The following is a 22,400-nucleotide window of genomic DNA, read 5'->3' on the forward strand; positions in this document are numbered from 1 at the left end:
GTTGCTATTTCTCTGTTTTTATTTGATTTAGTACAGCTTGCACGGGTTTGAAGCTCTGACGATAACAGGGTAACACGCCCAACCTATTAATCACTTCAAAATGTGCTTTTGTAGGATACCCTTTGTGGGCGGCAAAGCCATACTCTGGGTGTAATTTATCCAGTGCGACCATGTCGGCATCTCGTGCTACCTTCGCAATAATCGAGGCGGCAGAAATTTCGGCGTGTTTGCTATCGCCTTTAACCACCGCTTCCGCTTCGTATTGCCATTGCGGGACGCGATTACCATCTACACGCACAAACTGGGGCGTAATCATCAAACCATCCACCGCGCGCGTCATTGCTAACATGGTGGCGTGTAATATGTTCAGCCTGTCAATTTCTTCCGGCGTTGCTCGCCCAATTGACCACGCTAACGCCTTCTGCTTAATTTCTGCGTCGAGCAAGTTGCGCTTTTTTTCCGACAGTTTTTTAGAGTCAGTCAGGCCTTCAATAGGATTGGCAGGGTCTAGGATCACAGCGGCAGTGACCACATCGCCGACGAGTGGGCCGCGGCCTACTTCGTCGACGCCAGCAATATAATTAGTCATTGATTATTCTTAGTACGGCTTCTGCAGAGGTTTTATCTGCGTCCAGTTTAAGAGATTGATGGATGTCAGTAAATCGCGATATCAACGCAGTATTATCCTGAGAAAAATAAGGTAATAGATACTGACTTAGCGTTTCTGGATTGACCTCTTCTTGAAGTAATTCAGGAATGAGTCGCTCGTTAGCGAGCAAATTGGGTAAAGTGAAATAAGGCGCCTTATACAAACGCTTCATCATTTGGAATGTTAACCAAGTCATTTGATATGCAGCGACCATTGGGCGCTTACACAACATGGCTTCTAACGTTGCGGTTCCAGAAGCTAATAAAATCACATCGCTGGCAATCATGGCGTCGCGCGAGGCTTGTTTTACAATAATACAGCGAGGATTATTCAGCCACTGGGGTGCGTGTTCTTGCAAATAGTCGGTTATCTGAACCCATCGAGCATCGTTCGCTGCGGGTATGACAAACTGACAAGTAGGTAAATGCTCGTTCATTTTGTCCATGGTGGCGACAAAGATGGGGAGCAAGGTGTGTATTTCTCCGCGACGACTGCCAGGTAAAACCGCTAAGCAAGGGCTGTCAATATCTATGCCCAGTGCTTGGCGCGCTTTTGCTTGGTCTGGTTCTAATGGCACTGTATCTGCCATCGTATGGCCAACAAACTGGTAAGGCACTTGATACTTGTCATAAACAAGGTGTTCGAAGGGAAAAAGACCTAACACTAAGTTTGTGGCTGCGGCAATTTTATGAATGCGTTTTTCACGCCATGCCCATACAGTTGGGCTAACATAATGAACGGTTTTGATCCCTGCTGCTTTAAGTTCTTTTTCTACGCGCAGGTTAAAATCTGGAGCGTCGACACCAATAAAGACATCGGGAGGATTTTGCAGAAAGTGAGCGACGAGGTCTTTCTTTACTTTGAGGATAGGACGAATACTTGATAGTACTTCGACTAACCCCATCACCGACAGGGTTTCCATATCAAATAAGCTATGACAGCCCGCGGCTATCATGTTGTCACCGCCGATACCTTCAATAATCGCGTCGGGGTGTTGGGCTTTAAGGGCTTTGATCATCCCTGCTGCAAGTACGTCGCCGGAAGGCTCTCCGGCAACAATACCGATTCTCAGTGGTCTGGTCATGGATTAACGAATAATGCCACGATCAGATTGCGCCAAGAAGGTAATTAGCGTACCCACTTCTGGATGACTTTCAGCCATGGTAGCGAGTTTGCGAATAGCTTCGTCAACGGTATTTCCTTCGCGATAAATTGCTTTGTAAGCACGTTTTATCGCCATGATGGTTTCTTTACCAAAACCTCGACGTCGCAAACCTTCAGAGTTAATGCCTTGTGGAATATGCTTCACACCGCTGATCATTACAAATGGAGGAACATCACGCAGGATTATCGCGCCGCCACCAGTAAATGCATGCGAACCAATTTTACAAAATTGGTGAATGGCTGTGTTACCACCCAAAATAACGTGATCACCCACTTCTACGTGACCCGCAATCGCGACGTTGTTTGCAACCACAATATTGCTGCCCAACACGCAATCGTGCGCGACATGGCAATTCACCATAAAGAGGTTGTCAGAGCCAATTTTGGTTAGGCTTTGATCTTGTACCGTACCGCGATGCACAGTTACGCCTTCACGGAAAATATTGTTGTCGCCAACAATCAACTCGGTAGGCTCACCAGCATATTTTTTATCTTGGCAATCTTCACCAATAGAACAAAATTGATAAAACTGGTTACCTTTGCCAATACGACTTGGGCCTTTTATCACAACGTGTGATTCTAGACGGCAATCGTCACCTAAAACCACATCGTCGCCAATCACACAAAAAGGTCCCACCGTGACGTTATTTCCCAGCTTGGCTTTCGGGGAAATCACGGCAGTTGAATGGATCACGTTATGCATTCTCTCTCATTGCACACATAAATTCAGCGCTACAGGCTTCCTCTCCATCGACCCTGCCTACGCCACGAAACTTCCAAATACCTCGTCGTTCTTTCACCAATTCGACATCAAATTCCAATCTGTCGCCTGGTACAACGGGGCGTTTGAAACGCGCATTATCAATGCCCGCATATAAGTATAGTTTATCGTTTTTACCGACAGATTTAAATCCAAGAACTCCGGCGGCCTGTGCCATAGCTTCAAGAATTAACACACCCGGGAAAATCGGGCGACCTGGGAAGTGCCCAGTAAAGCAAGGCTCATTGAATGTTATATTTTTATACGCCTTGATAGATTTACCCAATTCGTAATCAGTCACTCGATCGATCAATAAGAACGGATAACGATGTGGTAGTAAGTCTAAAATTTCTTGAATATCGATGGTATTTAGTGAATTGGCCAAAAAGTTTCTCCTCTGCCGCATACCCTTGGTAGGACGATAATTGCTTTGTTCAAGCAAGATCCCCGCCACACTACGTTTAATGGTGGGCAACCATACGTGTATTATCGCCAAAAACAAATCAGACCAACGTAAAAACGTTAGTCTGATGAGTGGGGTACGGCATCAAACTCACTGATTATCAGGGAGTTTGATGTTAATCCTAATACTTAGTTAATTTTGTTAACTTGCTCAAGTACGCGCTCTGACAAGTCATGCTCTTCTTTTGCAAACGCAACTGAATTCGCATTAAGTACCATGTCGTAGCCTTCTTTTGCTGCAACAGCGTCAATTGCTTGCTTGATCAAACCTAGCAATTTATTGCGCTCTTCTGTGCTGCGACGTTGGATTTCTTGTTGTAGTGGTTGGCCCTTTTCAGCAAGTTGCTGGCGAACACCTTGAATTTTCTTCTGTAGGTCTTCTTTTTCTGCCGCACTCATCGTTGCCGCGTCGCGTTGAAGACGTTCAGCGTATACCTGGCCTTCGCGCTGAAGCAAGTTTACTTCTTCGATTTGCTCTTTAAATTCTGCTTCGATAGACGCAGAGATTTCAGCCGCTTTAGGCATTGATTGAAATACACCTTGTACATCAACAACAGCAATTTTCTGTTCTGCCATTGCTGCGGTACTGAACAGTGCGCTGCCTAACATCGCGGTTGCGACGAACTGTTTTGCTAATTGTTTCAAAAGGAGCTCCTTTTTATTATTACCCACTAGCTCTGCCAGTGTTGAAAATTAGAATGTTTGACCAATGTTAAACGTGAAGAATTTAGCATCATCGCCATCACGTTCTTGTAACGCTTGGGAGAAACTGAATACCATGGGCCCCATTGGAGAGATCCATTGTACCGAAACACCGGCCGAACTTCTAAATAAAGTCCAGTCTGAGTAATCAATCAGATTTTGAGAGCTTACGTTATTGAGTCTGTTGTACTCATCAAAATCAAATTCGGTATCCCACACGTTACCTACATCTAGGAAAATACTGGTACGAACTGAGTTGTCTGACCCTTCTTCAATGAACGGTGTAGGCACAATCAATTCAACACCACCCAGCGCCATCGCGTTACCACCAAGGCTTCTTCTGGACAAGCTAATACTGTCATCTACCGTGTTACCCGGAATAGTCACGCCATCAGGGCCCGTAATAGTGGTACCAGATGCCGCACGTTGGATACCACGAGGACCAACAGTATTGTTTTCAAAGCCGCGGAGCGTATCAGAACCACCAGCTGTGAAGTTTTCAGTAAATGGCAAGATTTGGTCATTGCCATCAGTACTACCATAACCGTTTCCGTAACCTAAACGCAATCGCGCTAAGACGGACCAGCGTTGATCTCGCGATAAAGGGAAGTAAAACTTCGAGTCAAATACGGTTTTAAAGTAATTAACGTCTGAATTCGGTGTGGTCATGCTAAACGTAGCACGTTGCGATGAACCAGCTGTTGGGAACAAACCGCGGTTCAATGTGCTTCGGCTCCAACTCACACTCGCCAAGAAACTTGAATAATCAATTGGCGCATCAGGGTCGTCGTCGTTCTGGAATTGCTCGTAGAAGCGGTTTGTTTGCTCGTAATAACCACGGTTAGATAGTTCAACATCAGAATAGGTTAAACCAAAACTAATACGGTTAAATTCATTGATTGGGTAACCAATGTTCGCGCCGACAGACCATTGCTTAGAGTTATACTGAATAACGTTAAAGCTCGAACCATCAAACTCACTGAAGCCGATACTACCGCCGAGGCTGATACCATCAATCGTGAAATAAGGGTCGGTATAAGACAGCTGAATTGACTGCTGATAAGACACAGTGCTGACGTTCAAGGCAATTTTCTTACCTGTACCCAAGAAGTTGTCTTGTTGGATACCGGCTTGTAAACCTAACTTGGTACGGTCACCGTAGCTCACACCCGCGTTAAATGAACCAGATGGTTGCTCTTTAACGTTAAAGTCGATGTCTACTTGGTCTTCAATGTTTGGAATACGGCGTGTTTCAAACTCAACTTCTTCCATGTACGTCAAACGCGACAAGGCATTTTTAGACGACTCAAGCATGGAATTAGACAACCATGTGCCTTCCATTTGTACCACATTTTGGCGCAATACGTCGTCGGCAGTAATCACGTTACCATTGAAGTTAATTCGGCGAACATAAATACGCTTACCTGGGTCAACAGACAAGGTTAATTTAACCGTTTTATCTTCGTCGTTGATCTCTGGCACAGTCGTCACTGTTGGGTACGCATACCCAAAACGACCAAGGTACTTGCTGATAAACTCTTCAGTGTAAGTCACCGTGGCTTGGTTATATAACTCACCAGGTAGCAGAGGTAACACGCGTTTAATGTACTCTTCGTGCCCCAATACATCGCCCACAAGTTCTACGTCAGATATAGTGTATTGTTCACCTTCCTGCACGTTCATCGTTACGTAAATCGCAGACTTGTCTGGCGTCATCGAAACCTGTGTAGAGTCGATGTTAAATCGCAAATAACCGCGGTCCATATAGTGACTGCGAAGGGTTTCCATATCACCCTGAAGCGTTTGTTGTTGATAACGCGTTTCTGACAGGAAGTCCCACCACGCAGTATCAAACTGTAGTTCCATGTTCTCCATCAACTCTTGATCAGAGAAGACTTCGTTACCCACGATATTAATTTGTTTAATCGCCGCTGCATCGCCCTCTTCGAATAAGAGTTTGAGGTCAACGCGGTTACGAGGAAGCGGTGTGACGATGGCAGTTACATCTGCATTGTATTTACCAATGCTGTAGAAGAAGTCTTTTAAGCCGTTTTCAATAGATGTAAGAACGGTTTTATCCAAGGGTTCGCCGATGCGGACGTTATTGCCGTCTAAGCTCTCTTGTAGCTGCTCATCTTTGATGTCGTCATTGCCTTCAAAAATAATATTACTGATGGTCGGACGCTCAGCCACCCGAATGACTAAGGTATTACCATCGCGTAATACTTCGATATTTTCAAAGTGAGTAGAAGAATACAGCGAACGGATCAACTGCGTTACCCTAAACGCGTTAAGCTCATCTCCCACCTGCACAGGGATGTAGGTTAGTGCGGCACCTAATGCTACACGTTGTAAACCTTCAACCCGAATATCCTCGACCGTAAATTCACTGTCTGATGATGCAGCTTGGGCAAAGCTAGCACTGGATAACATCATTCCGGCTGCTACTAACTGTTTCAACTTCATCTAATTATAATCTTCCTGGCTGCGTTCGCTGTTATTGTTCACTCTCACTCACATTAAGCGAGCAATATCATTGAATAAGGCGATGCTCATTATGGTAAATAACAACATTCCGCCAATTCTAAACCCCCATTCCTGCACAGCTTCAGAAACAGGCTTCCCTCTGATCCACTCTATAGTGAAATACATCAGGTGACCGCCATCCAACATGGGTAGCGGCAATAAATTAATAATGCCAAGGTTTACACTAATGAGCGCCATAAAGCTTAAAAAGTAAACCAAGCCGTACCCCGCACTCATTCCCGCACCTTGTGCGATTGAAATGGGGCCACTTAAATTTTTTACCGAAACATCGCCGGTGATCAGTTTGCCTAGCATCTCTATACTTAACGTCATTAAACGCCAAGTGCGATCCATTGCTCTTGATAGCGCTTCAATCACGCCATACTGATGCTTAAATACATAACCTTCGGGCCATGCTTCAAACTGTGTTCCCACACCTAAATGGCCAATTTGCCCATCGGGTGTATCAAGACGGTCAATTGTGGCAGAAACCAACTGGGTTTGACCACCCCTGTTAATTGTGATTTCGACATTTTCTCCCGGCTTTGCGTGAATCATTTCCACAAAACGCTGCCAATTGTCGATTGTTTCGCCATTAAAGGCCAAAATTTTATCACCGACTTGCAATCCGGCTCGACTCGCTGCTGAATTTTCAGCGACAACACTGAGCACTTGAGTCGCTTTTGGAGAAAATGGCGTCAGCCCTAAGCTGTCTAATGCTGACGCTTCATCAGGATTAAAAGACCAGTGTTTTGTCACTAAGTTCAGTTGTTTTTCAAATCCTGACGTATCACTCACAGTGACCGGTACACTATCTTGACCAATAAAAGAAACAAGTTCCAGATTAACCGCTTCCCAATCGGGTGTTTCTCGGTCTCCTACTGCCACAATTTGTTGCCCAGCTAACACGCCGGCATCGGCGGCAATAGACGCAGGCTCGACACTTCCCACAACCGGTTTCACCGTCTGTAGACCAATTAAATACATGACAAACAAAGCAAAAACGGCAAACACAAAGTTAATAAACGGACCAGCGAAGATGATCGCCATACGTTTGGCCACATGCTTGTTATTAAACGCTAAATGACGCTTTTCATCTGGTACATAATCAATGCGCTCATCCAACATGCGCACGTAACCGCCTAATGGAATTGCTGCGATGACATATTCAGTGCCTAGCATGTCCTTTCTGCGCCACAGCGGCTTGCCAAAACCCACTGAAAAACGCTCCACGTGCACGCCACAGCGGCGAGCCACGTAAAAATGCCCCCACTCATGCACAGCAACTAGAATGCCTAAACAAACAATAAATGCGAGCACGCTCTGAATAATTTCGAACATCTGTCTACAACTCCTTGATCAGCTGTTCAGCAGTACGTCTGGCTAATGCGTCTTGTTCGAGAATATGCTGCACTGAATTTACCTCTACTGGCGCAAGGTTATCTAGCACTTTAGCGTTGATCTCAGCGATTTGAGTAAAACTCACCTTGCCGTTGAGAAATGCCGCTACGCTGACTTCGTTACTCGCATTAAGCCTAGTCGTAGCCGCCTGACCTTCTCGACATGCATCGATTGCCAGTTTCAAATTAGGGTAGCGATTGTAACAGGGCTGACTAAAAGTCATATCCGCAAGGTCGGCAAAATTTAACTGTGCAACCCCTGCGGCGATTCGGTCTGGGTATGCTAATCCGTACGCGATAGGCGTACGCATGTCTGGGTTACCCATTTGCGCAATCACGCTACCATCAACATATTGCACCATAGAATGGATAGTGCTTTGTGGGTGCAATACCACTTGTATATCGTCTGCATTTACGCCAAATAACCAACAGGCTTCAATAAACTCCAAGCCTTTGTTCATCATGGTTGCAGAATCCACGGAGATTTTACGCCCCATACTCCAGTTAGGATGTGCGCATGCTTCATCAGGAGTAATACTGGCGAACGTATTGACGTCTCGTTCTCTAAACGGTCCGCCAGATCCGGTTAACAAAATAGACTGAATCCCCGAACTGGCTAAATCACCGTATTGGTAATCATGTGGCAAGCATTGAAAAATAGCATTGTGCTCACTATCGATAGGCAGAACTTGTGCGTTTGACTGACGGGCAGCGTCAATGAATAGCTCCCCCGACATGACTAACGCTTCTTTGTTAGCAAGTAGCACGCGCTTGCCTGCGCGAACCGCTGCCATTGTCGGCAAAAGTCCAGCGGCACCGACTATAGCAGCCATAACCACTTCGACTTCGGCAGCACTTGCCACTTGTTCTAGTGCATCCGCACCACAGAGAATTTCAGATTCGAGTTGCATGCTTGCTGCAAGATCACGCGCTTCAGCGTACTTCTCGTCGTCAGCAAGCACAACGTATCTCGCTGCACACGCTTTCGCTTGTTCCAACAACAAGGCAACTTGACGATGACCGGTAATTGCGAACACGCGGTAGCGTTCAGGGTGACGCGCAATGACGTCTAAGGTATTTCGACCAATCGAGCCAGTAGCTCCGAGTACCGTAACAGTTTGCATTATGCCATCCACATCACGTAGCAAAACGCGAATACAGGAAAGGCAGCTGTTAGCGAGTCGATGCGATCGAGTACCCCACCATGACCTGGCAAGATTTTCCCGCTATCTTTAATACCAGCACAGCGTTTAAACATACTTTCATTCAAGTCGCCCAATGCTGACACCGCCACAGTAATACCACCAATAGCGATATTGAGCCAAATGCGGGAAGGTTCCCATTGATAATGCAACGCGGCGAAAGCAATAATCGCAAATGAAGCTGTAATACCACCGAATAGGCCTTCTAAAGTTTTACCTGGCGATACATTAGGACGTAATTTTCGGCGCCCAAATTTAACGCCAGTGAAAAACGCTCCGATATCGGCCGCCCACACTATGCCTAATACATAAAAAATCAACGACGCACCGTAATAAATATCGACATCATAAAGGCTGGTTCTTAGCGTCACGAGCGCAACCCAAGTAGGCACAAGGGTAAGCACGCCAAACCCCGCACGAATAGCGCGGTTATTGCGCCAAAACGCACTGTATTTGGGATACGCTAAAATCATCAGTAAGGAAAACGCCCACCACACCACGGCAACCATCAGTATGTGCTGATAAATGGGAACCAATTGCCCCTGCACCCAAATTTGTTCTGGGTGTACGAGCATACTGAGCGCCACACAGATAGACGCGACAACTACAGCGTATATTGCTTTTGCAGGTCGTTGGGTAATCCCTGACATATTGGCCCACTCATAAGCACCGATGGCGACAACGCCAGCAATAGCAAGAGCAAACCATGGAATTGAGAGATAGAGAATGGCAATAAGTGCCAAGGGTGCCAGAATAAGGGCGGTAATAATTCTTTGCTTTAACATACTCAGAAGCTACATGTTAGTGACAAGGCCAGCGAGAGATGAGTACATTAAGCCTCACTCCCGCAGGTAACGACTTGCTCTCCGGTCAGCCCAAAACGTCGCTGACGGCTACAAAATTCTTCAATAGCCTTCTGGAAAACTTCTTCGTTAAAATCTGGCCACAATACGTCGGTAAAGAATAACTCCGCGTATGCACATTGCCACAATAAAAAGTTACTAATGCGATGCTCGCCCCCTGTGCGAATGAGTAAATCTAACTCAGGCAAACCCGCTGTTGAAATGTATTGGTTGAACAGTGTTTCGTTGATCTGCTCTGCTTGCAAATTACCATCAGCAACTTGTTGTGCGAGCGATTGTGCAGCGTTAACAATGTCCCATCGGCCGCCATAATTAGCCGCAATGTTGAGTGTTAAGGCTGTGTTGTTCTCGGTTAACGCTTCTGCTTTGTTAATTTTTTCTACGAGTTTTTTATCAAAACGCGAAGTATCACCGATCACTTTCAATTTTACGTCGTTTTTGTTCAGTCGTTTTGCTTCCTTGTTTAATACAAGATTAAACAATTCCATCAATACGCTGACTTCTTCTTCTGGTCGCTTCCAATTTTCACTGCTGAAAGCAAACAGGGTAAGTGACGCGATTCCGTTTTCTCGAGCGAACTTAACCACAGCGCGCACCGACTCAACACCGGCCTTATGGCCAAATGTACGAATTTTCCCTTTCTTTTTCGCCCAACGTCCGTTGCCATCCATAATGATGGCAACGTGCTGAGGCATATTGCGTGTATTGTCTGCCGCTACCGGCGTCAATTCAGACTCACTACCCTGCATAATGCTTATTATACTTCCATCAATTCTGCTTCTTTATCACTTAACATGCTGTCCACTTTCTTAATGAACTCATTGGTCAGTGATTGAACATTTTCTTCACCAGCGCGACTTTCGTCTTCACTGATTTCCTTTTCTTTAAGCAATTCTTTGATGTCACTGTTTGCGTCACGACGAATGTTACGGATCGCAACACGTCCTTGCTCAGCTTCTTTACCTACCACGCGGATCAGGTCTTTACGACGTTCTTCCGTTAGCGGTGGCATAGGAATGCGGATAGTGGTGCCAGCGCTCATAGGGTTCAAGCCTAGGTCTGCTTGTAAAATCCCCTTTTCCACTGCTTGGATTGCACTTTTATCAAAAACAGTCAGCGCCAATGTACGGCTGTCTTCAGCAATCACGTTAGCCACTTGGCGAAGTGGTGTATCAGCGCCGTAATAAGAGACCATTACGCCGTCCAACAAGCTCGGGTGAGCACGGCCAGTACGAATTTTACTAAACTGGCTCTTCAGTGCACTGATGCTTTTTTCCATACGCTCGCGCGCATCCTGTTCGATTTCATCAATCACGATAACGTTCCTATCTTAATTTTAATCTTTGTCTGCGTGGTCAATTAGGGTCCCTTCTTGCTCACCCATTACGACACGTTTTAGGCAACCAGGCTTGTTCATGTTGAACACACGAATAGGCAAACTGTGGTCACGTGCTAGGGTAAACGCAGAGAGGTCCATGACCTTCAGCTCTTTTTCTAATACTTCTTGGTATGTCAATGTCTCATAAAGTTCCGCATCTGGGTTCTTTACAGGGTCATCACTGTACACACCGTCCACCTTTGTCGCTTTTAATACTGCGTCGGCTTCAATTTCGATGCCGCGTAAACAAGCTGCAGAATCTGTAGTAAAGAATGGATTGCCTGTGCCGGCAGAGAAAATAACAACTCGGCCTGATTTTAACAAGCTGATTGCTTCGGCCCAGTTGTAAGCGTCGCACACGCCATTAAGAGGAATGGCTGACATCAAACGAGCATTCACAAAAGCACGATGCAATGCATCACGCATTGCTAGGCCATTCATGACGGTTGCTAACATCCCCATGTGGTCACCCACAACGCGGTTCATACCGGCTTTTGCTAAACCTTCGCCTCGAAACAAGTTACCGCCACCGATAACAAGCCCGACTTGTACACCAAGTTCAACCAGTTCTTTGATTTCCTGCGCCATGCGATCCAGTACTTTAGGATCGATGCCGAACCCTTCGCTTCCCATTAGCGCTTCGCCACTAAGTTTCAACAAAATACGTCTGTAGGCTGATTTTGGTGTGATACTCATCTGTCTTTTATCCTCTGAACTCGGCTTGGCTCATTCCTTGACCTGCAAGCGCTGAGCCAAGCCGACTATTATAATCGTTTGATAATGGTAGAGTGGATTTTTCTTGTAAATATCTATAAAAAAGCACCTCCGAAGAGGTGCTCGATAGTCTAACTGACATTCACTGGATGCAAAAGTCAAACGCTGAATTATTTCTTAGCCGCTTCCATTTGAGCAGCAACTTCAGCAGCGAAGTCTTCTTCTTTCTTCTCGATACCTTCACCCACTTCAAAGCGGATGAAGTTAACAACGTCTGCGCCTTTAGACTTAAGCAAGTCTGCAACAGAAGTTGAAGGATCTTTAACGAAAGGCTGACCAGTTAGGCTGATTTCGCCAGTGAATTTCTTCATGCGGCCAACAACCATTTTTTCTGCGATTTCAGCAGGCTTACCAGATTGAATAGCGATTTCAACTTGGATAGCTTTTTCTTTCTCTACAACGTCAGCAGGTACATTGTCAGGCTTAACGTATTGTGGGCTAGCTGCAGCAACGTGCATAGCGATGTCTTTTGCTAGATCTTCGTCGCCACCGTTAAGGATAGCGATAACACCAATACGGCCACCGTGTACGTATGCGCCAAGGTTGTCACCTTCAACAGTTACAACACGACGTGGAGAAATGTTTTCACCGATTTTAGCAACCAATGCATCACGCACGTCGCTCACTACGCCGCCTTCAACTTCAGCTGCGTTTAGTGTTTCGATGTCGTTGATGCTGTTTGCAGCAGCAACGTCAATAAGTTTGCTACCGAATGCTAGGAAACCTTCGTCACGAGCAACGAAGTCAGTTTCACTGTTCAATTCGATCATTGTCGCTTTACCAGCGTCAACTTTAGTAAGGATTACACCTTCAGCCGCGATACGACCCGCTTTTTTAGCGGCTTTCGCTTGGCCTGATTTACGCATGTTTTCAATCGCTAGCTCGATGTCACCATCAGTTTCAACCAACGCTTTTTTACAATCCAACATGCCTGCGCCAGTACGCTCGCGCAATTCTTTAACTAGTGCTGCAGTCACTGCCATTTTTCAATTCCTCAGCAAGTAAATAGATAGTAATAGGTAAAAGGGGCAATTTGCCCCTTACTACATATTCTGCAAATAATTTAAGGCAGATAGATGACATCTGCCTTGGGCTAATAATTACTCAGCCGCTTCTACGAAATCGTCTTGCTCAGCTTGCACTTCAAGGTTGCTTTCGCGACCTGAGTTGATAGAGTCTGCTGCAGCGTTCAAGTACAACTGGATCGCACGGATCGCATCGTCGTTACCTGGGATGATGTAATCAACACCATCTGGGTTTGAGTTAGTATCAACAACAGCAACTACAGGAATACCCAAGTTACGTGCTTCAGTTACTGCAATGTGCTCGTGATCAGCGTCGATTACGAAGATTGCATCAGGCAAACCGCCCATGTCTTTGATACCACCCAAGCTGTTTTCAAGCTTGTCCATTTCGCGTTGAAGCATCAATGCTTCTTTTTTGGTCAACTTCTCAAAAGTACCGTCTTGGCTCTGTTGCTCAAGCTCTTTCAAACGTTTGATTGACTGACGAACTGTTTTCCAGTTAGTCAACATACCACCTAACCAACGCTTGTTTACGTAGAACTGGTCACACTTTTGTGCTGCTTCTTTAACAGCTTCGCCAGCTGCGCGCTTAGTACCTACGAAAAGTACTTTGCCTTTTTTAGAAGCAACGCCAGAAAGGTAGTTCAACGCGTCGTTGAACAAAGGAACCGTTTTTTCTAGGTTGATGATATGAACTTTGTTACGAGCGCCAAAGATGAAAGGCTTCATTTTTGGGTTCCAGTAACGAGTTTGGTGACCAAAGTGCACGCCGGCTTTCAGCATGTCACGCATAGATACGTTAGCCATGATATTTTCCTCTAAATGGGGTTAGGCCTCCATATACCCCTTGTATCGATCCGCTTTTCAGCAGACACCCCGATAAGCAAGTGTCGGTATATGTGTGTGTTTAAATTAAAGTTTTACAAGTTTCCTGCACCCTGTTTCACATCTAGAAAAACTAGGGGTTTGGAATTTGCGCGCGCTTTATACCATGACTACAACACAGACTCAAGTTTTTAGCGTTTTATTGGCCTAGATACACAGGGCTAAAAACCATTCATTACCACTGCTAAGCTATACAGAAAGCGCCGTATTCGCTACCATATATCCATAAAGAAGCATTATCGACAGTAAACCATGGGGGCGATTGTGTTGATTGCCTCCAGAAAATAGAAAGAGGGTAGCAGTGGCTGCAATTATAAAGACTGCGGAAGAAATCGAAAAAATGCGCATTGCTGGCAAGCTCGCCAGTGATGTGTTGGTAATGATTGGTGAACACGTCAAGAAAGGCGTTACTACCGATGAACTCAATACACTTTGCCACGATTATATAGTGAATGTTCAGGGCGCCATTCCTGCGCCATTGAATTACGGTCATCCGCCTTTTCCAAAGTCTATTTGTACTTCTGTAAACCACGTGATTTGTCACGGTATACCTGGCGACAAGAAGCTCAAAGATGGCGATGTGTTAAACATTGATGTGACCGTAATTAAAGACGGTTACCACGGCGACACCTCAAAAATGTTTGTGGTAGGCAAACCGAGTATTTTGGCCGAGCGTTTAATGCGCGTTACGCAAGAATGCTTGTACAAAGCCATTGAAATAGTGAAGCCCGGTGTGCGTTTGGGAGATATCGGCCATATATGCCAACAACACGCTGAGTCGCATAACTATTCAATTGTGAGAGAGTTTTGTGGGCATGGTATCGGGGCGAGTTTCCATGAAGAACCGCAAGTGGTACATTATGGTCGACCCGGCACAGGTGATGAACTCCTTCCTGGGATGTGCTTAACCATCGAACCAATGGTAAATGCCGGAAAACGTTATTCAAAAATTCTACCCGACCAATGGACAGTGGTAACTAAAGACCGTAGCTTGAGTGCACAATGGGAGCACACATTACTGGTCACGGACGACGGCGTAGAAATTCTGACTTTGCGTGATGAAGAGCAAATTGATCGCATCATTCGCCACAGCTAGTCAGCAGCGCCACAAGTATTGCTAATCCCACTAAACTGCTAGTAACCACTAGCAGTTTAGACATGCTCCTTATGAGTATTCTGAAACGTTTGATTCCATTAATGGAATAGCTATTCATTTTTCGTATGAATCTATGCGCAATCACCTAGTGCGCTCAACGTCAGAATCATGGTATGGTGCGCTCGGCTATTTATTGGATGTAAATATAAAGGCGCATTTTGAATCTACAGTTACTCTTTGATCGAATTGAACAACTGCACTCTATCGATAATCTTGCGGCCATTCGCGCTTGTGTTCAGGACAGTTATAGTTGGCTTGAATCTTCCTTCGAAAAAGAACCCATAGACAAGCTAGTTACCGGCCGAGCCAAATTTATTGATGGCTTGCTCGTTCGACTGTGGCAGTTAATTGGCCTCGATCAAGTAGACGATCTCGCTTTATGCGCCGTAGGCGGATATGGCCGAGGCCATTTACAGCCCTATTCAGATATCGACCTTCTCATAGTCAGTAAACGTTCACCAAAATCCGACGTCAAAGAAAAAATAGGTGCGTTTATTACCCTACTTTGGGATATCCGCCTAGACGTAGGTCAATCGGTACGCACCATTAAAGAAACCGTTAAGCTCGCAAAAGAAGATATTTCTATTGCCACTAACTTGGTTGAAAGCCGTTTACTCACCGGCAATACGTTAGTCTTCGATAAAATGTGGGACGAGGTTAACGGGAAAAGTACTTGGTCAAGCAAAGCGTTTTTTAGCGCTAAATACGAAGAACAACTTGCTCGCCATGCCAAATTCAATGGCACCTCATATAATTTGGAACCCAACGTTAAAGAAAACCCAGGATGTCTTCGCGATATTCAGTCGATTGGATGGGTAGCCAAAAAACACTTCCGAGAATACGACGGTATTAATTTGGTCGGCCACGGCTATTTTACCGCTGAAGAACACAAAGAGTTAGTTGAGTGTCGTATGCACTTATGGCGCATGCGCTTCGCGTTACACCTCACTGCTGGCCGCTCTGAGAATCGCCTTCTATTTGATTATCAACCTGACGTTGCCAAACGCTTGGGCTATGGAGAAGAAGGCAAAGCGTCGGTCGAACGTATGATGAAAGCGTTTTTCAGAATTGTGCGCCGCGTCTCAGAATTGAATCAAATGCTGTTACAGCGATTCAAGCACGATATGTTGAATCAAACTGTACAGAAATCAGTCGTCATCAACGCCGATTTTGAATTACACGATGGGCTTATCGCGCCAACGCACAACCACGTATTTTCTAGCCCAGAAGACATTTTCGACTTTTTACATCTAATAGCAGATACCCGCGAAATTAAAGGGCTTGAAACCAATTGTATTCGCCATTTACGCAATGCTAGACGCGCATTTCAACCTGAGTATTACGTCAACCGTCCGGGTTGCCGTGAACGCATTATTACGCTGTTCAAACACCCGCACTTTTTCGATTTTGCGTGGGACATCATGCACCAGTACGGCATTTTACAGTCGTACTTACCCCAGTGGGATCACATCGTAGGCATGATGCAATTTGACTTATTCCACGCCTATTCGGTAGACGAGCACACACACCGCTTAGTCAAGCATGTTAACCAGTATTTCCATGCCGAGAACCAAGCTTTTCCCCGTTGCCACAAGATTGTCCGTAATTTGGACAAACCCGAACTCCTATACATTACGGCAATTTTCCACGACATCGCCAAAGGTCGTAATGGCGATCACTCAGAGCTAGGGGCTAAAGATGTACTCGATTTTTGTCAATTACACAATATTGAACCTCAAGACGGCGCCTTAATAAGCTGGCTGGTTGAAAACCACTTATTGATGTCGGTAGTTGCTCAACGCCGCGATATTTATGACCCTGACGTGATCAATGATTTTGCCACAGCGGTGAGAAGCCACACTCACTTAAATATGCTGTATGCATTGACGCTCGCAGATATTCGGGCAACTAATGATAACCTATGGAACGATTGGAAAGCGTCTCTGCTGCGTGAGCTATACTTGATGACGCAAAAAGCATTGGACAACGGCTTGCAGTGCGATGTAACAATGCAAGAGCGCGTACTTGATCACAAGCGAAAAGCCAAAGCTTTGTTAGCCAATACCGAATTAGCCCAAAGCGACATAGATGCTGAATTATGGCAACGGTTCGACGATGACTATTTTGCGCGTTTCAAACCTGAGCAAATCGCCTGGCACACCCGCGTTATTATGAATGGGTCGTTAAATGAAGAGGCCAAACTGTTGGTGAAAACCAATGAAAATATAGCTAAAGGTGGCACTGAAATATTGATATACGGTGAAGACCGCCCAGCTTTATTTGCCCAAGTTGCTTCCATTTTGGACAGTCGTAATTGTACAATTCGCGACGCCCATATCGCAGTGACAAAAGACGGTTATGTATTTGACAGTTTATTGGTACTTGAAAGCGACGGCGAACGTTTATCATCTGATTCTCGCATAGCGAGCATTGAACAAGCTATTATTGACCAAATGTCGAAGCCCGGCCGGTCTCACAGTAATAACCGCAAGCTGTCTCGACAGCACAAGCAACTAGACGTACCGGTTAAAGTACGCTTTTATCAATCTCAAGAAGACTCTACCCTCGTCGAGCTTGAGGCGCTGGATGCCCCCGGCATTTTAGCGAAAGTTGGTCACGCATTTGTCGATTGTAATCTCACCCTAAAACTGGCCAAGATTGCGACTATTGGCGAGCGAGCCGAAGACGTATTTATTGTTAGCAACGCTGAAGGGAAAGCCTTGACCCACGAACAGCAAGTTGCTTTAAAGAAACAAATTTTACTTAAACTTAATCAACTCGAAGATATACACATACCATGAACGATTTAAAAGCCATTATCGAAGCGGCCTTTGAAGACCGCGACAATATTTCTCCTTCTGCGGCACCCGCTGAAGTTCGACAAGCCGTAGCGGACGCTGTTGACCTACTTAACTCTGGCAAAGCACGCGTAGCAGAAAAAATTGACGGTGAATGGGTTGTACACCAATGGCTGAAAAAAGCCGTGCTTTTATTTTTCCGCCTTCACAACAACGAAGTGATCGACGGTGCGGAAAGCCGCTTTTTCGATAAGGTGCCGCTAAAATATACTGATTACACAGAAGATCAATTTGCAGCTGAAGGCGTACGTGTAGTACCACCAGCAACCGTTCGTACTGGTGTTTATGTCGGTAAAAACGCCGTATTAATGCCGTCTTACACTAATATTGGTGCCTATGTAGGCGAAGGCACAATGGTCGATACATGGGCAACTGTTGGCTCGTGTGCACAAATTGGTAAAAACGTACACCTCTCTGGTGGTGTTGGTATTGGCGGTGTACTTGAGCCGCTACAAGCGAACCCGACTATCATTGAAGACAATTGCTTTATTGGTGCGCGCTCAGAGATCGTTGAAGGCGTTATCGTAGAAGAAGGCGCTGTAATTTCAATGGGTGTTTACATTGGTCAAAGCACGCGTATTTACGATCGTGAAACGGGTGAAGTATTCTATGGCCGCGTACCTGCCGGTGCGGTTGTTGTACCTGGAAACCTACCAAGTGCCGATGGCAAATACAGCCTATATGCTGCAATTATTGTTAAGCGTGTTGACGCGAAAACTCGTGCCAAAGTGGGTATCAACGCTTTATTGCGTGGCGCTGAATAATACAGTGAATTAACGCCCGACGTTTTTTGGGGGCGTTAAAACAAAAAAGCCGCTGGGTGATATTTATCCCCAGCGGCTTTTTTAATTCGTATTTTGCTTAGGATGTTAGGCTAGCTTGAATACCCTTAACCCATTCGACCACGTCTTTCTCTGGTTCAAAAGTTTCTAATGCGTCTACTTCCAAAAGTTCGCTAACGGCTTTGCCTTGTAGCTCGTTGAGTAATTCAAAAATTTGCTTCCCCGCACCGCAGAAAGAATCACCGTAACTGCTGTCACCCAATGCTGCTACCGCAAATGGCTTTTGATTGAGCAAAGGAAACTGAGTACGCAATTCATCAATTACCAACTCTAAATTTGGTGGAACATCGCCCTGCCCCGTTGTTGATGAAATTACCAGTAGCGCATCAGCGTCAACAAAATCACTGACTTCTGGATCAGTAAACAAGGTACAGTCAACACCTTGCTCAGCAAGATAACTCTCTGCTTCTTCGCCCACGTGCTGAGCATTGCCATATACCGAACCTACTATAATGTGCACTGTCGCCATTATTCACCTCTTATTAATATCTATTTTGTATGGCTCCCAACTCGTTAATAGCGCTTGGGTTGACGCATCGAGAGGAGCCGTAATCGTTAACCATTTGCCCGTGACAGGATGTGTTAATCCCATCTCGACACAACACAAACCAAGCTGACGGTAGCCTGCTTTGTCACGTAAATTCTTATTTTGCGTACCATCACCATGTGTAGTGTCACCAATAATTGGGTGGCGAATGTGTACCATATGCCGCCTTAATTGATGCTTACGCCCAGTTATGGGGTCCATTTCGACTAAAGTAAACCTTGAAGTACTATGACGACGATTTTCCCACGGTAACTCATAGTGGCAAATTGCGCGATACTCCGACACCGCGTCTTGCGGTGGTACCTGTTTGGTACGGTCGGCGTCAGCGTATTTGTCCCATTTGTATTTTAGCGCATAGTCAATAAACCCCGTACCGTGAACCAAACCCCGTACAATCGCCAGATAGCGCTTCGCAACGCGTTTTTGTTCCCATTGTTTCCCCATCGCCGCTGCGATTTCAGGTGAAAGTGCGAACAACAACACGCCAGAGGTTGGACGATCTAAGCGATGAATCGGGTAAACATGTTGGCCAATTTGGTTGCGTACCATTTGCAGTGCAAATCGGGTTTCATGTTTGTCTATTGGACTACGATGCACTAATAAATCTGCGGGTTTAAACACTGCTACCAGCGCCTCGTCCCGATAAAGAATCGATAGGGCCTGGTCTTGACTTTCATTATCGCTAAAGGGAAGAGCTGTCATCACTGGCGCACCGCATTATCAAGCTTGTGTAGAATAGCAATCACTTCTGGATAACTCGGCAACGTCTCTTCTGCCATTGGCGCAACCTGCATATGGCGTGGTAAAGGGCTGCCAGCCTCAATCAAAGCTTGCATACGTGGAACAAATATAAACTGCAACCATTGCTCAAAACGCAATGTATCGCAAGCGAACGGCTGCTGACTGGCCAAAGCCTCTGGAGTGGGCGGCCTAGTAGACCACAGCCCTTGTTGTTCAAGTACTGCGGTAAGTACGTCTAATTGTATTAACACTAAAGCGTGAGAAGAGTTTGTCATCAAATACACATTTACGGGTTTTGGCTGTTACAATACGCGCCAGAAACCAGATTATCGGCGAAAGCCCAGCATTATACCTATAGATTGACCATGAGCGCAGACACAATCGACTCCATTAGCGAATTTTTACTTCACGCCGGCACTGACTTCCGCATTTTTGATATGGCAAGAGGGATTTACCCTGTGTCAGCACAAGATTTTCTCGATATGGAAAACGGTAAAATACTCCCGCCGCGCCCACGGCAACAACACGCATGGTTTGGTATTTTGTTCTGGCATGGTAATAGCGCCCAACAACATTACATTTGGTTTGTTAAGTTGCCTCTTGATGAACAAGGCAAAGTTATCGCAGCATCGAGAAACCACTTTCTTCAAATTGTAGTAGAAGCGCTCGCCGCCAGCTCAGAAGCTAATGGGGGTCCAGAGCTTCCCGATAACCCTTACAGTTTTAAACCAAGTCAAATGCAGATGGCCCAGTTTTCCGTATTGAGTCGTCAGGCTCTTGGAAAACCCGAAACCAATGACAAAAAGCAAGCACTTGCTTACCTCAAAGCGCCAGCATTAATTGATTGGAAGCAAGTGAGTTATCAGGGTATCGTCGATGTAGCTTCAACACTTGATGACGCTAACCTCGCCAAGGTCATCGAAGATAATTACCACTTTTACCCACCAGAAGTGGTCGCGCCTTTGCTTCAAGGAATGGAAAATATCGAACTGACTCCATCTTTAGAACAATTTCTCTTGGCTCAGTTAAACAGCACTATGACCCCTGACGATCCGACACGACTCGATTTAAACCTCTTGCGTGCGCTCACATCAAAACAAGCACGTTTAAACCTGCAAGGGATGACGGCAGAAATATTTACTCAGCACGACGCGTTAGATATGAGTACCTTAAGTGTAATCAGTGGTCGTCATTACACGCAATTATCTCCTGCCTTGCTACTGCAATTTTTTGAACACGCAGCCAAAGCCGATGAAAAAGGGCTTCACAAAGGTGAATTGTTTACTGGCTTTTTTAGTGATTTAGTGCAGATTCCCAGCCTACGTCCGCATGTATTAGGTATGCTGCGTTCACCTGCCCGAAGTGAACAGTTAGCCAAAGCCATTGGCTATTTGTTTCAAACGGTGAAGCCATCATGACACTATTCGATATTGTGTTGTTGTTGGTAGTGGGCGTGGCGATGTTCCAATTCTGGCGGATCAGAAGTTTTTCGGAGCGAGCCAATGACTATTTACAACAATATTGCGATGGCCAAGGCCTTCAATTGATCAGCGTAGCACGCCTGAAAACACGAATTGGAGTGTCAAAAGGTAAATTGGATTGGAAGAGTCAGTTTCAATTTGAATTTTCTTCAACGGGTGAAGATCAATACGTTGGTGTGATTGATATGATTGGCAGCAAAGTGATCAGCACTTATACGCCGCCGTTTCGAGTGCACTAGCCTATTGCGCGAAACACAAAATTAACAACAAAAAAAAGCGGCCTACTCGCCGCTCTTTCTCATCAAATTGTCCATGTCTGCGTTCCATTGCAGCCGTGCATCCTTGACACGTTTCCTTAGTCCATTCTCACCGTCCTCGGCGAGTTGCTCTTCCAGAGCTTGTCCCTTTCCTTAATTCCTTTTATTACCGCCTATCCAAGTGCAGCATTCTCTCATCCAGAGAGTTGTCCTTTTGCAATCCAATTGCACCTTCCGTGTTACGTCCTGTAATTTTCCTTCCTAAGCGTTAATCGTTAACGCGCCTTCATCAATGAAGTTCCTCTCGTAACATCCTGTTACCCTATCCTTGTTGGCTTACCCTAGCCGTTCCTATCATCCTTTGACGTTATTCCTTTTAACGCCTCCCTATCCTTGGGTTCCTTTCCATTGTGAGTCTTCATGACTCGTCGTGTTTCCTTGTGACAGGATTAATAGTACTCCCTTCGACGAGGGGGATGCTGCTTAATTTCGATTTTTTTATCCTTTCGTATAAGCAACTAAGTAGAACATGAAATAAAAATACAGAAATTCATTGAGTTACAACTTTAGTATAGTATCTCACTGTCATAACAAAACGACTTTTCCTACACGCTTTGTAAGCAATTTCTTACAAGAAGATTCCATTTTTCCTACACAAAGAACCTACTAACTAGGTAAATCTTTAGTAAATTATCGCATCGAATAGAAACCAGAAAAGTCGCTGTCGA

Annotated in this window: 22 protein-coding genes; 5 read left to right on the top strand and 17 right to left on the bottom strand. The window is 45.4% G+C overall.

The genetic code is table 11. The annotated features are described in order from the left end of the window. Positions 1-4 precede the first annotated feature (4 nt). The 14 genes from rnhB to rpsB all read right to left on the bottom strand — a co-directional run bounded on the left by rnhB (position 5) and on the right by rpsB (position 13,712). A complete protein-coding gene (gene rnhB / locus ACXAH6_RS06195) occupies positions 5-589 on the bottom strand; it encodes a ribonuclease HII (protein WP_474875769.1) in 585 nt (194 codons plus the stop codon). Then, the gene (gene lpxB / locus ACXAH6_RS06200) at positions 582-1,733 is read right to left on the bottom strand and encodes a lipid-A-disaccharide synthase (protein WP_474875770.1); all 1,152 of its coding nucleotides are present in this window, start codon (positions 1,731-1,733) and stop codon (positions 582-584) included. The genes rnhB and lpxB overlap by 8 nt, the downstream gene beginning before the upstream one ends. 3 nt (positions 1,734-1,736) lie before the next feature. Continuing rightward, entirely contained in the window at positions 1,737-2,507 is a 771-nt protein-coding gene (gene lpxA / locus ACXAH6_RS06205) for an acyl-ACP--UDP-N-acetylglucosamine O-acyltransferase (protein WP_474875821.1), read from the bottom strand. A gap of 1 nt (position 2,508) precedes the next feature. Next, entirely contained in the window at positions 2,509-2,958 is a 450-nt protein-coding gene (gene fabZ / locus ACXAH6_RS06210; RefSeq protein WP_474875771.1) for a 3-hydroxyacyl-ACP dehydratase FabZ, read from the bottom strand. A gap of 206 nt (positions 2,959-3,164) precedes the next feature. Continuing rightward, complete coding sequence (locus tag ACXAH6_RS06215; RefSeq protein ID WP_474875772.1) at positions 3,165-3,680, bottom strand: OmpH/Skp family outer membrane protein; 516 nt, start codon at positions 3,678-3,680, stop codon at positions 3,165-3,167. 48 nt (positions 3,681-3,728) lie between these two features. Continuing rightward, positions 3,729-6,203: an outer membrane protein assembly factor BamA gene (bamA, locus tag ACXAH6_RS06220; RefSeq protein ID WP_474875773.1), complete on the bottom strand. Its 2,475-nt coding sequence runs from the start codon at positions 6,201-6,203 to the stop codon at positions 3,729-3,731. Positions 6,204-6,251: 48 nt separating this feature from the next. Next, a complete protein-coding gene (rseP, locus tag ACXAH6_RS06225) occupies positions 6,252-7,604 on the bottom strand; it encodes a sigma E protease regulator RseP (RefSeq protein ID WP_474875774.1) in 1,353 nt (450 codons plus the stop codon). Between the two features lie 4 nt (positions 7,605-7,608). Further along, positions 7,609-8,787, bottom strand: a complete 1,179-nt coding sequence (gene ispC / locus ACXAH6_RS06230) for a 1-deoxy-D-xylulose-5-phosphate reductoisomerase (RefSeq protein ID WP_474875775.1) — start codon at positions 8,785-8,787, stop codon at positions 7,609-7,611. Beyond that, entirely contained in the window at positions 8,787-9,650 is an 864-nt protein-coding gene (locus ACXAH6_RS06235; RefSeq protein WP_474875776.1) for a phosphatidate cytidylyltransferase, read from the bottom strand. The genes ispC and ACXAH6_RS06235 overlap by 1 nt, the downstream gene beginning before the upstream one ends. A 47-nt stretch (positions 9,651-9,697) precedes the next feature. After that, complete coding sequence (gene uppS / locus ACXAH6_RS06240; RefSeq protein ID WP_474875777.1) at positions 9,698-10,477, bottom strand: polyprenyl diphosphate synthase; 780 nt, start codon at positions 10,475-10,477, stop codon at positions 9,698-9,700. Between the two features lie 8 nt (positions 10,478-10,485). After that, positions 10,486-11,043 carry a ribosome recycling factor gene (gene frr, locus ACXAH6_RS06245; RefSeq protein ID WP_474875778.1) on the bottom strand — a complete coding sequence of 186 codons (558 nt, stop codon included), beginning with the start codon at positions 11,041-11,043 and terminating at the stop codon, positions 10,486-10,488. A 21-nt stretch (positions 11,044-11,064) separates the two neighbouring features. Continuing rightward, positions 11,065-11,802 (bottom strand): UMP kinase, encoded by a 738-nt coding sequence (pyrH, locus tag ACXAH6_RS06250; RefSeq protein WP_474875779.1) that lies wholly within the window; start codon positions 11,800-11,802, stop codon positions 11,065-11,067. Positions 11,803-11,990: 188 nt separating this feature from the next. Then, positions 11,991-12,863, bottom strand: coding sequence for a translation elongation factor Ts (gene tsf / locus ACXAH6_RS06255; protein WP_474875780.1), 873 nt, complete (start codon positions 12,861-12,863; stop codon positions 11,991-11,993). Between the two features lie 117 nt (positions 12,864-12,980). Next, entirely contained in the window at positions 12,981-13,712 is a 732-nt protein-coding gene (rpsB, locus tag ACXAH6_RS06260) for a 30S ribosomal protein S2 (protein ID WP_474875781.1), read from the bottom strand. Between the two features lie 379 nt (positions 13,713-14,091). Between rpsB and map the strand changes: the two genes are divergently transcribed. From map to dapD, 3 genes are all read left to right on the top strand, one after another. Continuing rightward, positions 14,092-14,886, top strand: coding sequence for a type I methionyl aminopeptidase (map, locus tag ACXAH6_RS06265; protein WP_474875782.1), 795 nt, complete (start codon positions 14,092-14,094; stop codon positions 14,884-14,886). A 218-nt stretch (positions 14,887-15,104) separates the two neighbouring features. Further along, a complete protein-coding gene (gene glnD / locus ACXAH6_RS06270; protein ID WP_474875783.1) occupies positions 15,105-17,747 on the top strand; it encodes a [protein-PII] uridylyltransferase in 2,643 nt (880 codons plus the stop codon). After that, positions 17,744-18,568 carry a 2,3,4,5-tetrahydropyridine-2,6-dicarboxylate N-succinyltransferase gene (gene dapD / locus ACXAH6_RS06275; RefSeq protein WP_474875784.1) on the top strand — a complete coding sequence of 275 codons (825 nt, stop codon included), beginning with the start codon at positions 17,744-17,746 and terminating at the stop codon, positions 18,566-18,568. Before glnD ends, dapD begins: the two co-directional genes overlap by 4 nt. A 97-nt stretch (positions 18,569-18,665) precedes the next feature. Here dapD and ACXAH6_RS06280 read toward each other — a convergent pair whose 3' ends face one another. From ACXAH6_RS06280 to ACXAH6_RS06290, 3 genes are read right to left on the bottom strand one after another with little or no spacing between them, the layout of a single operon-like run. Continuing rightward, a complete protein-coding gene (locus ACXAH6_RS06280) occupies positions 18,666-19,115 on the bottom strand; it encodes a flavodoxin domain-containing protein (RefSeq protein ID WP_474875785.1) in 450 nt (149 codons plus the stop codon). Positions 19,116-19,118: 3 nt separating this feature from the next. Further along, positions 19,119-19,895 (bottom strand): pseudouridine synthase, encoded by a 777-nt coding sequence (locus tag ACXAH6_RS06285; protein WP_474875786.1) that lies wholly within the window; start codon positions 19,893-19,895, stop codon positions 19,119-19,121. Next, entirely contained in the window at positions 19,895-20,209 is a 315-nt protein-coding gene (locus ACXAH6_RS06290; protein ID WP_474875787.1) for a YqcC family protein, read from the bottom strand. The genes ACXAH6_RS06285 and ACXAH6_RS06290 overlap by 1 nt, the downstream gene beginning before the upstream one ends. A gap of 90 nt (positions 20,210-20,299) precedes the next feature. On the opposite strand from ACXAH6_RS06290, the gene ACXAH6_RS06295 reads away from it, so the two are divergent. Both ACXAH6_RS06295 and ACXAH6_RS06300 read left to right on the top strand, forming a co-directional pair. Beyond that, positions 20,300-21,352 carry a DUF3549 family protein gene (locus ACXAH6_RS06295; protein ID WP_474875788.1) on the top strand — a complete coding sequence of 351 codons (1,053 nt, stop codon included), beginning with the start codon at positions 20,300-20,302 and terminating at the stop codon, positions 21,350-21,352. Then, on the top strand, positions 21,349-21,654 hold the full coding sequence (locus ACXAH6_RS06300; protein ID WP_474875789.1) for a DUF3301 domain-containing protein: 306 nt from the start codon (positions 21,349-21,351) through the stop codon (positions 21,652-21,654). The genes ACXAH6_RS06295 and ACXAH6_RS06300 overlap by 4 nt, the downstream gene beginning before the upstream one ends. Positions 21,655-22,400: the final 746 nt, after the last annotated feature.

The organism is Alteromonas sp. ABE4_545 (assembly GCF_056161325.1).

Coding starts and splice junctions, on each gene's coding strand:
- lpxB (WP_474875770.1), bottom strand. CDS start 1,733: ATGACCAGACCACTGAGAATCGGTATTGTTGCCGGAGAGCCTTCCGGC.
- dapD (WP_474875784.1), top strand. CDS start 17,744: ATGAACGATTTAAAAGCCATTATCGAAGCGGCCTTTGAAGACCGCGAC.
- ACXAH6_RS06235 (WP_474875776.1), bottom strand. CDS start 9,650: ATGTTAAAGCAAAGAATTATTACCGCCCTTATTCTGGCACCCTTGGCA.
- ACXAH6_RS06280 (WP_474875785.1), bottom strand. CDS start 19,115: ATGGCGACAGTGCACATTATAGTAGGTTCGGTATATGGCAATGCTCAG.
- ispC (WP_474875775.1), bottom strand. CDS start 8,787: ATGCAAACTGTTACGGTACTCGGAGCTACTGGCTCGATTGGTCGAAAT.
- uppS (WP_474875777.1), bottom strand. CDS start 10,477: ATGCAGGGTAGTGAGTCTGAATTGACGCCGGTAGCGGCAGACAATACA.
- ACXAH6_RS06300 (WP_474875789.1), top strand. CDS start 21,349: ATGACACTATTCGATATTGTGTTGTTGTTGGTAGTGGGCGTGGCGATG.
- rnhB (WP_474875769.1), bottom strand. CDS start 589: ATGACTAATTATATTGCTGGCGTCGACGAAGTAGGCCGCGGCCCACTC.
- ACXAH6_RS06290 (WP_474875787.1), bottom strand. CDS start 20,209: ATGACAAACTCTTCTCACGCTTTAGTGTTAATACAATTAGACGTACTT.
- tsf (WP_474875780.1), bottom strand. CDS start 12,863: ATGGCAGTGACTGCAGCACTAGTTAAAGAATTGCGCGAGCGTACTGGC.
- rpsB (WP_474875781.1), bottom strand. CDS start 13,712: ATGGCTAACGTATCTATGCGTGACATGCTGAAAGCCGGCGTGCACTTT.
- rseP (WP_474875774.1), bottom strand. CDS start 7,604: ATGTTCGAAATTATTCAGAGCGTGCTCGCATTTATTGTTTGTTTAGGC.
- ACXAH6_RS06295 (WP_474875788.1), top strand. CDS start 20,300: ATGAGCGCAGACACAATCGACTCCATTAGCGAATTTTTACTTCACGCC.
- bamA (WP_474875773.1), bottom strand. CDS start 6,203: ATGAAGTTGAAACAGTTAGTAGCAGCCGGAATGATGTTATCCAGTGCT.
- pyrH (WP_474875779.1), bottom strand. CDS start 11,802: ATGAGTATCACACCAAAATCAGCCTACAGACGTATTTTGTTGAAACTT.
- ACXAH6_RS06285 (WP_474875786.1), bottom strand. CDS start 19,895: ATGACAGCTCTTCCCTTTAGCGATAATGAAAGTCAAGACCAGGCCCTA.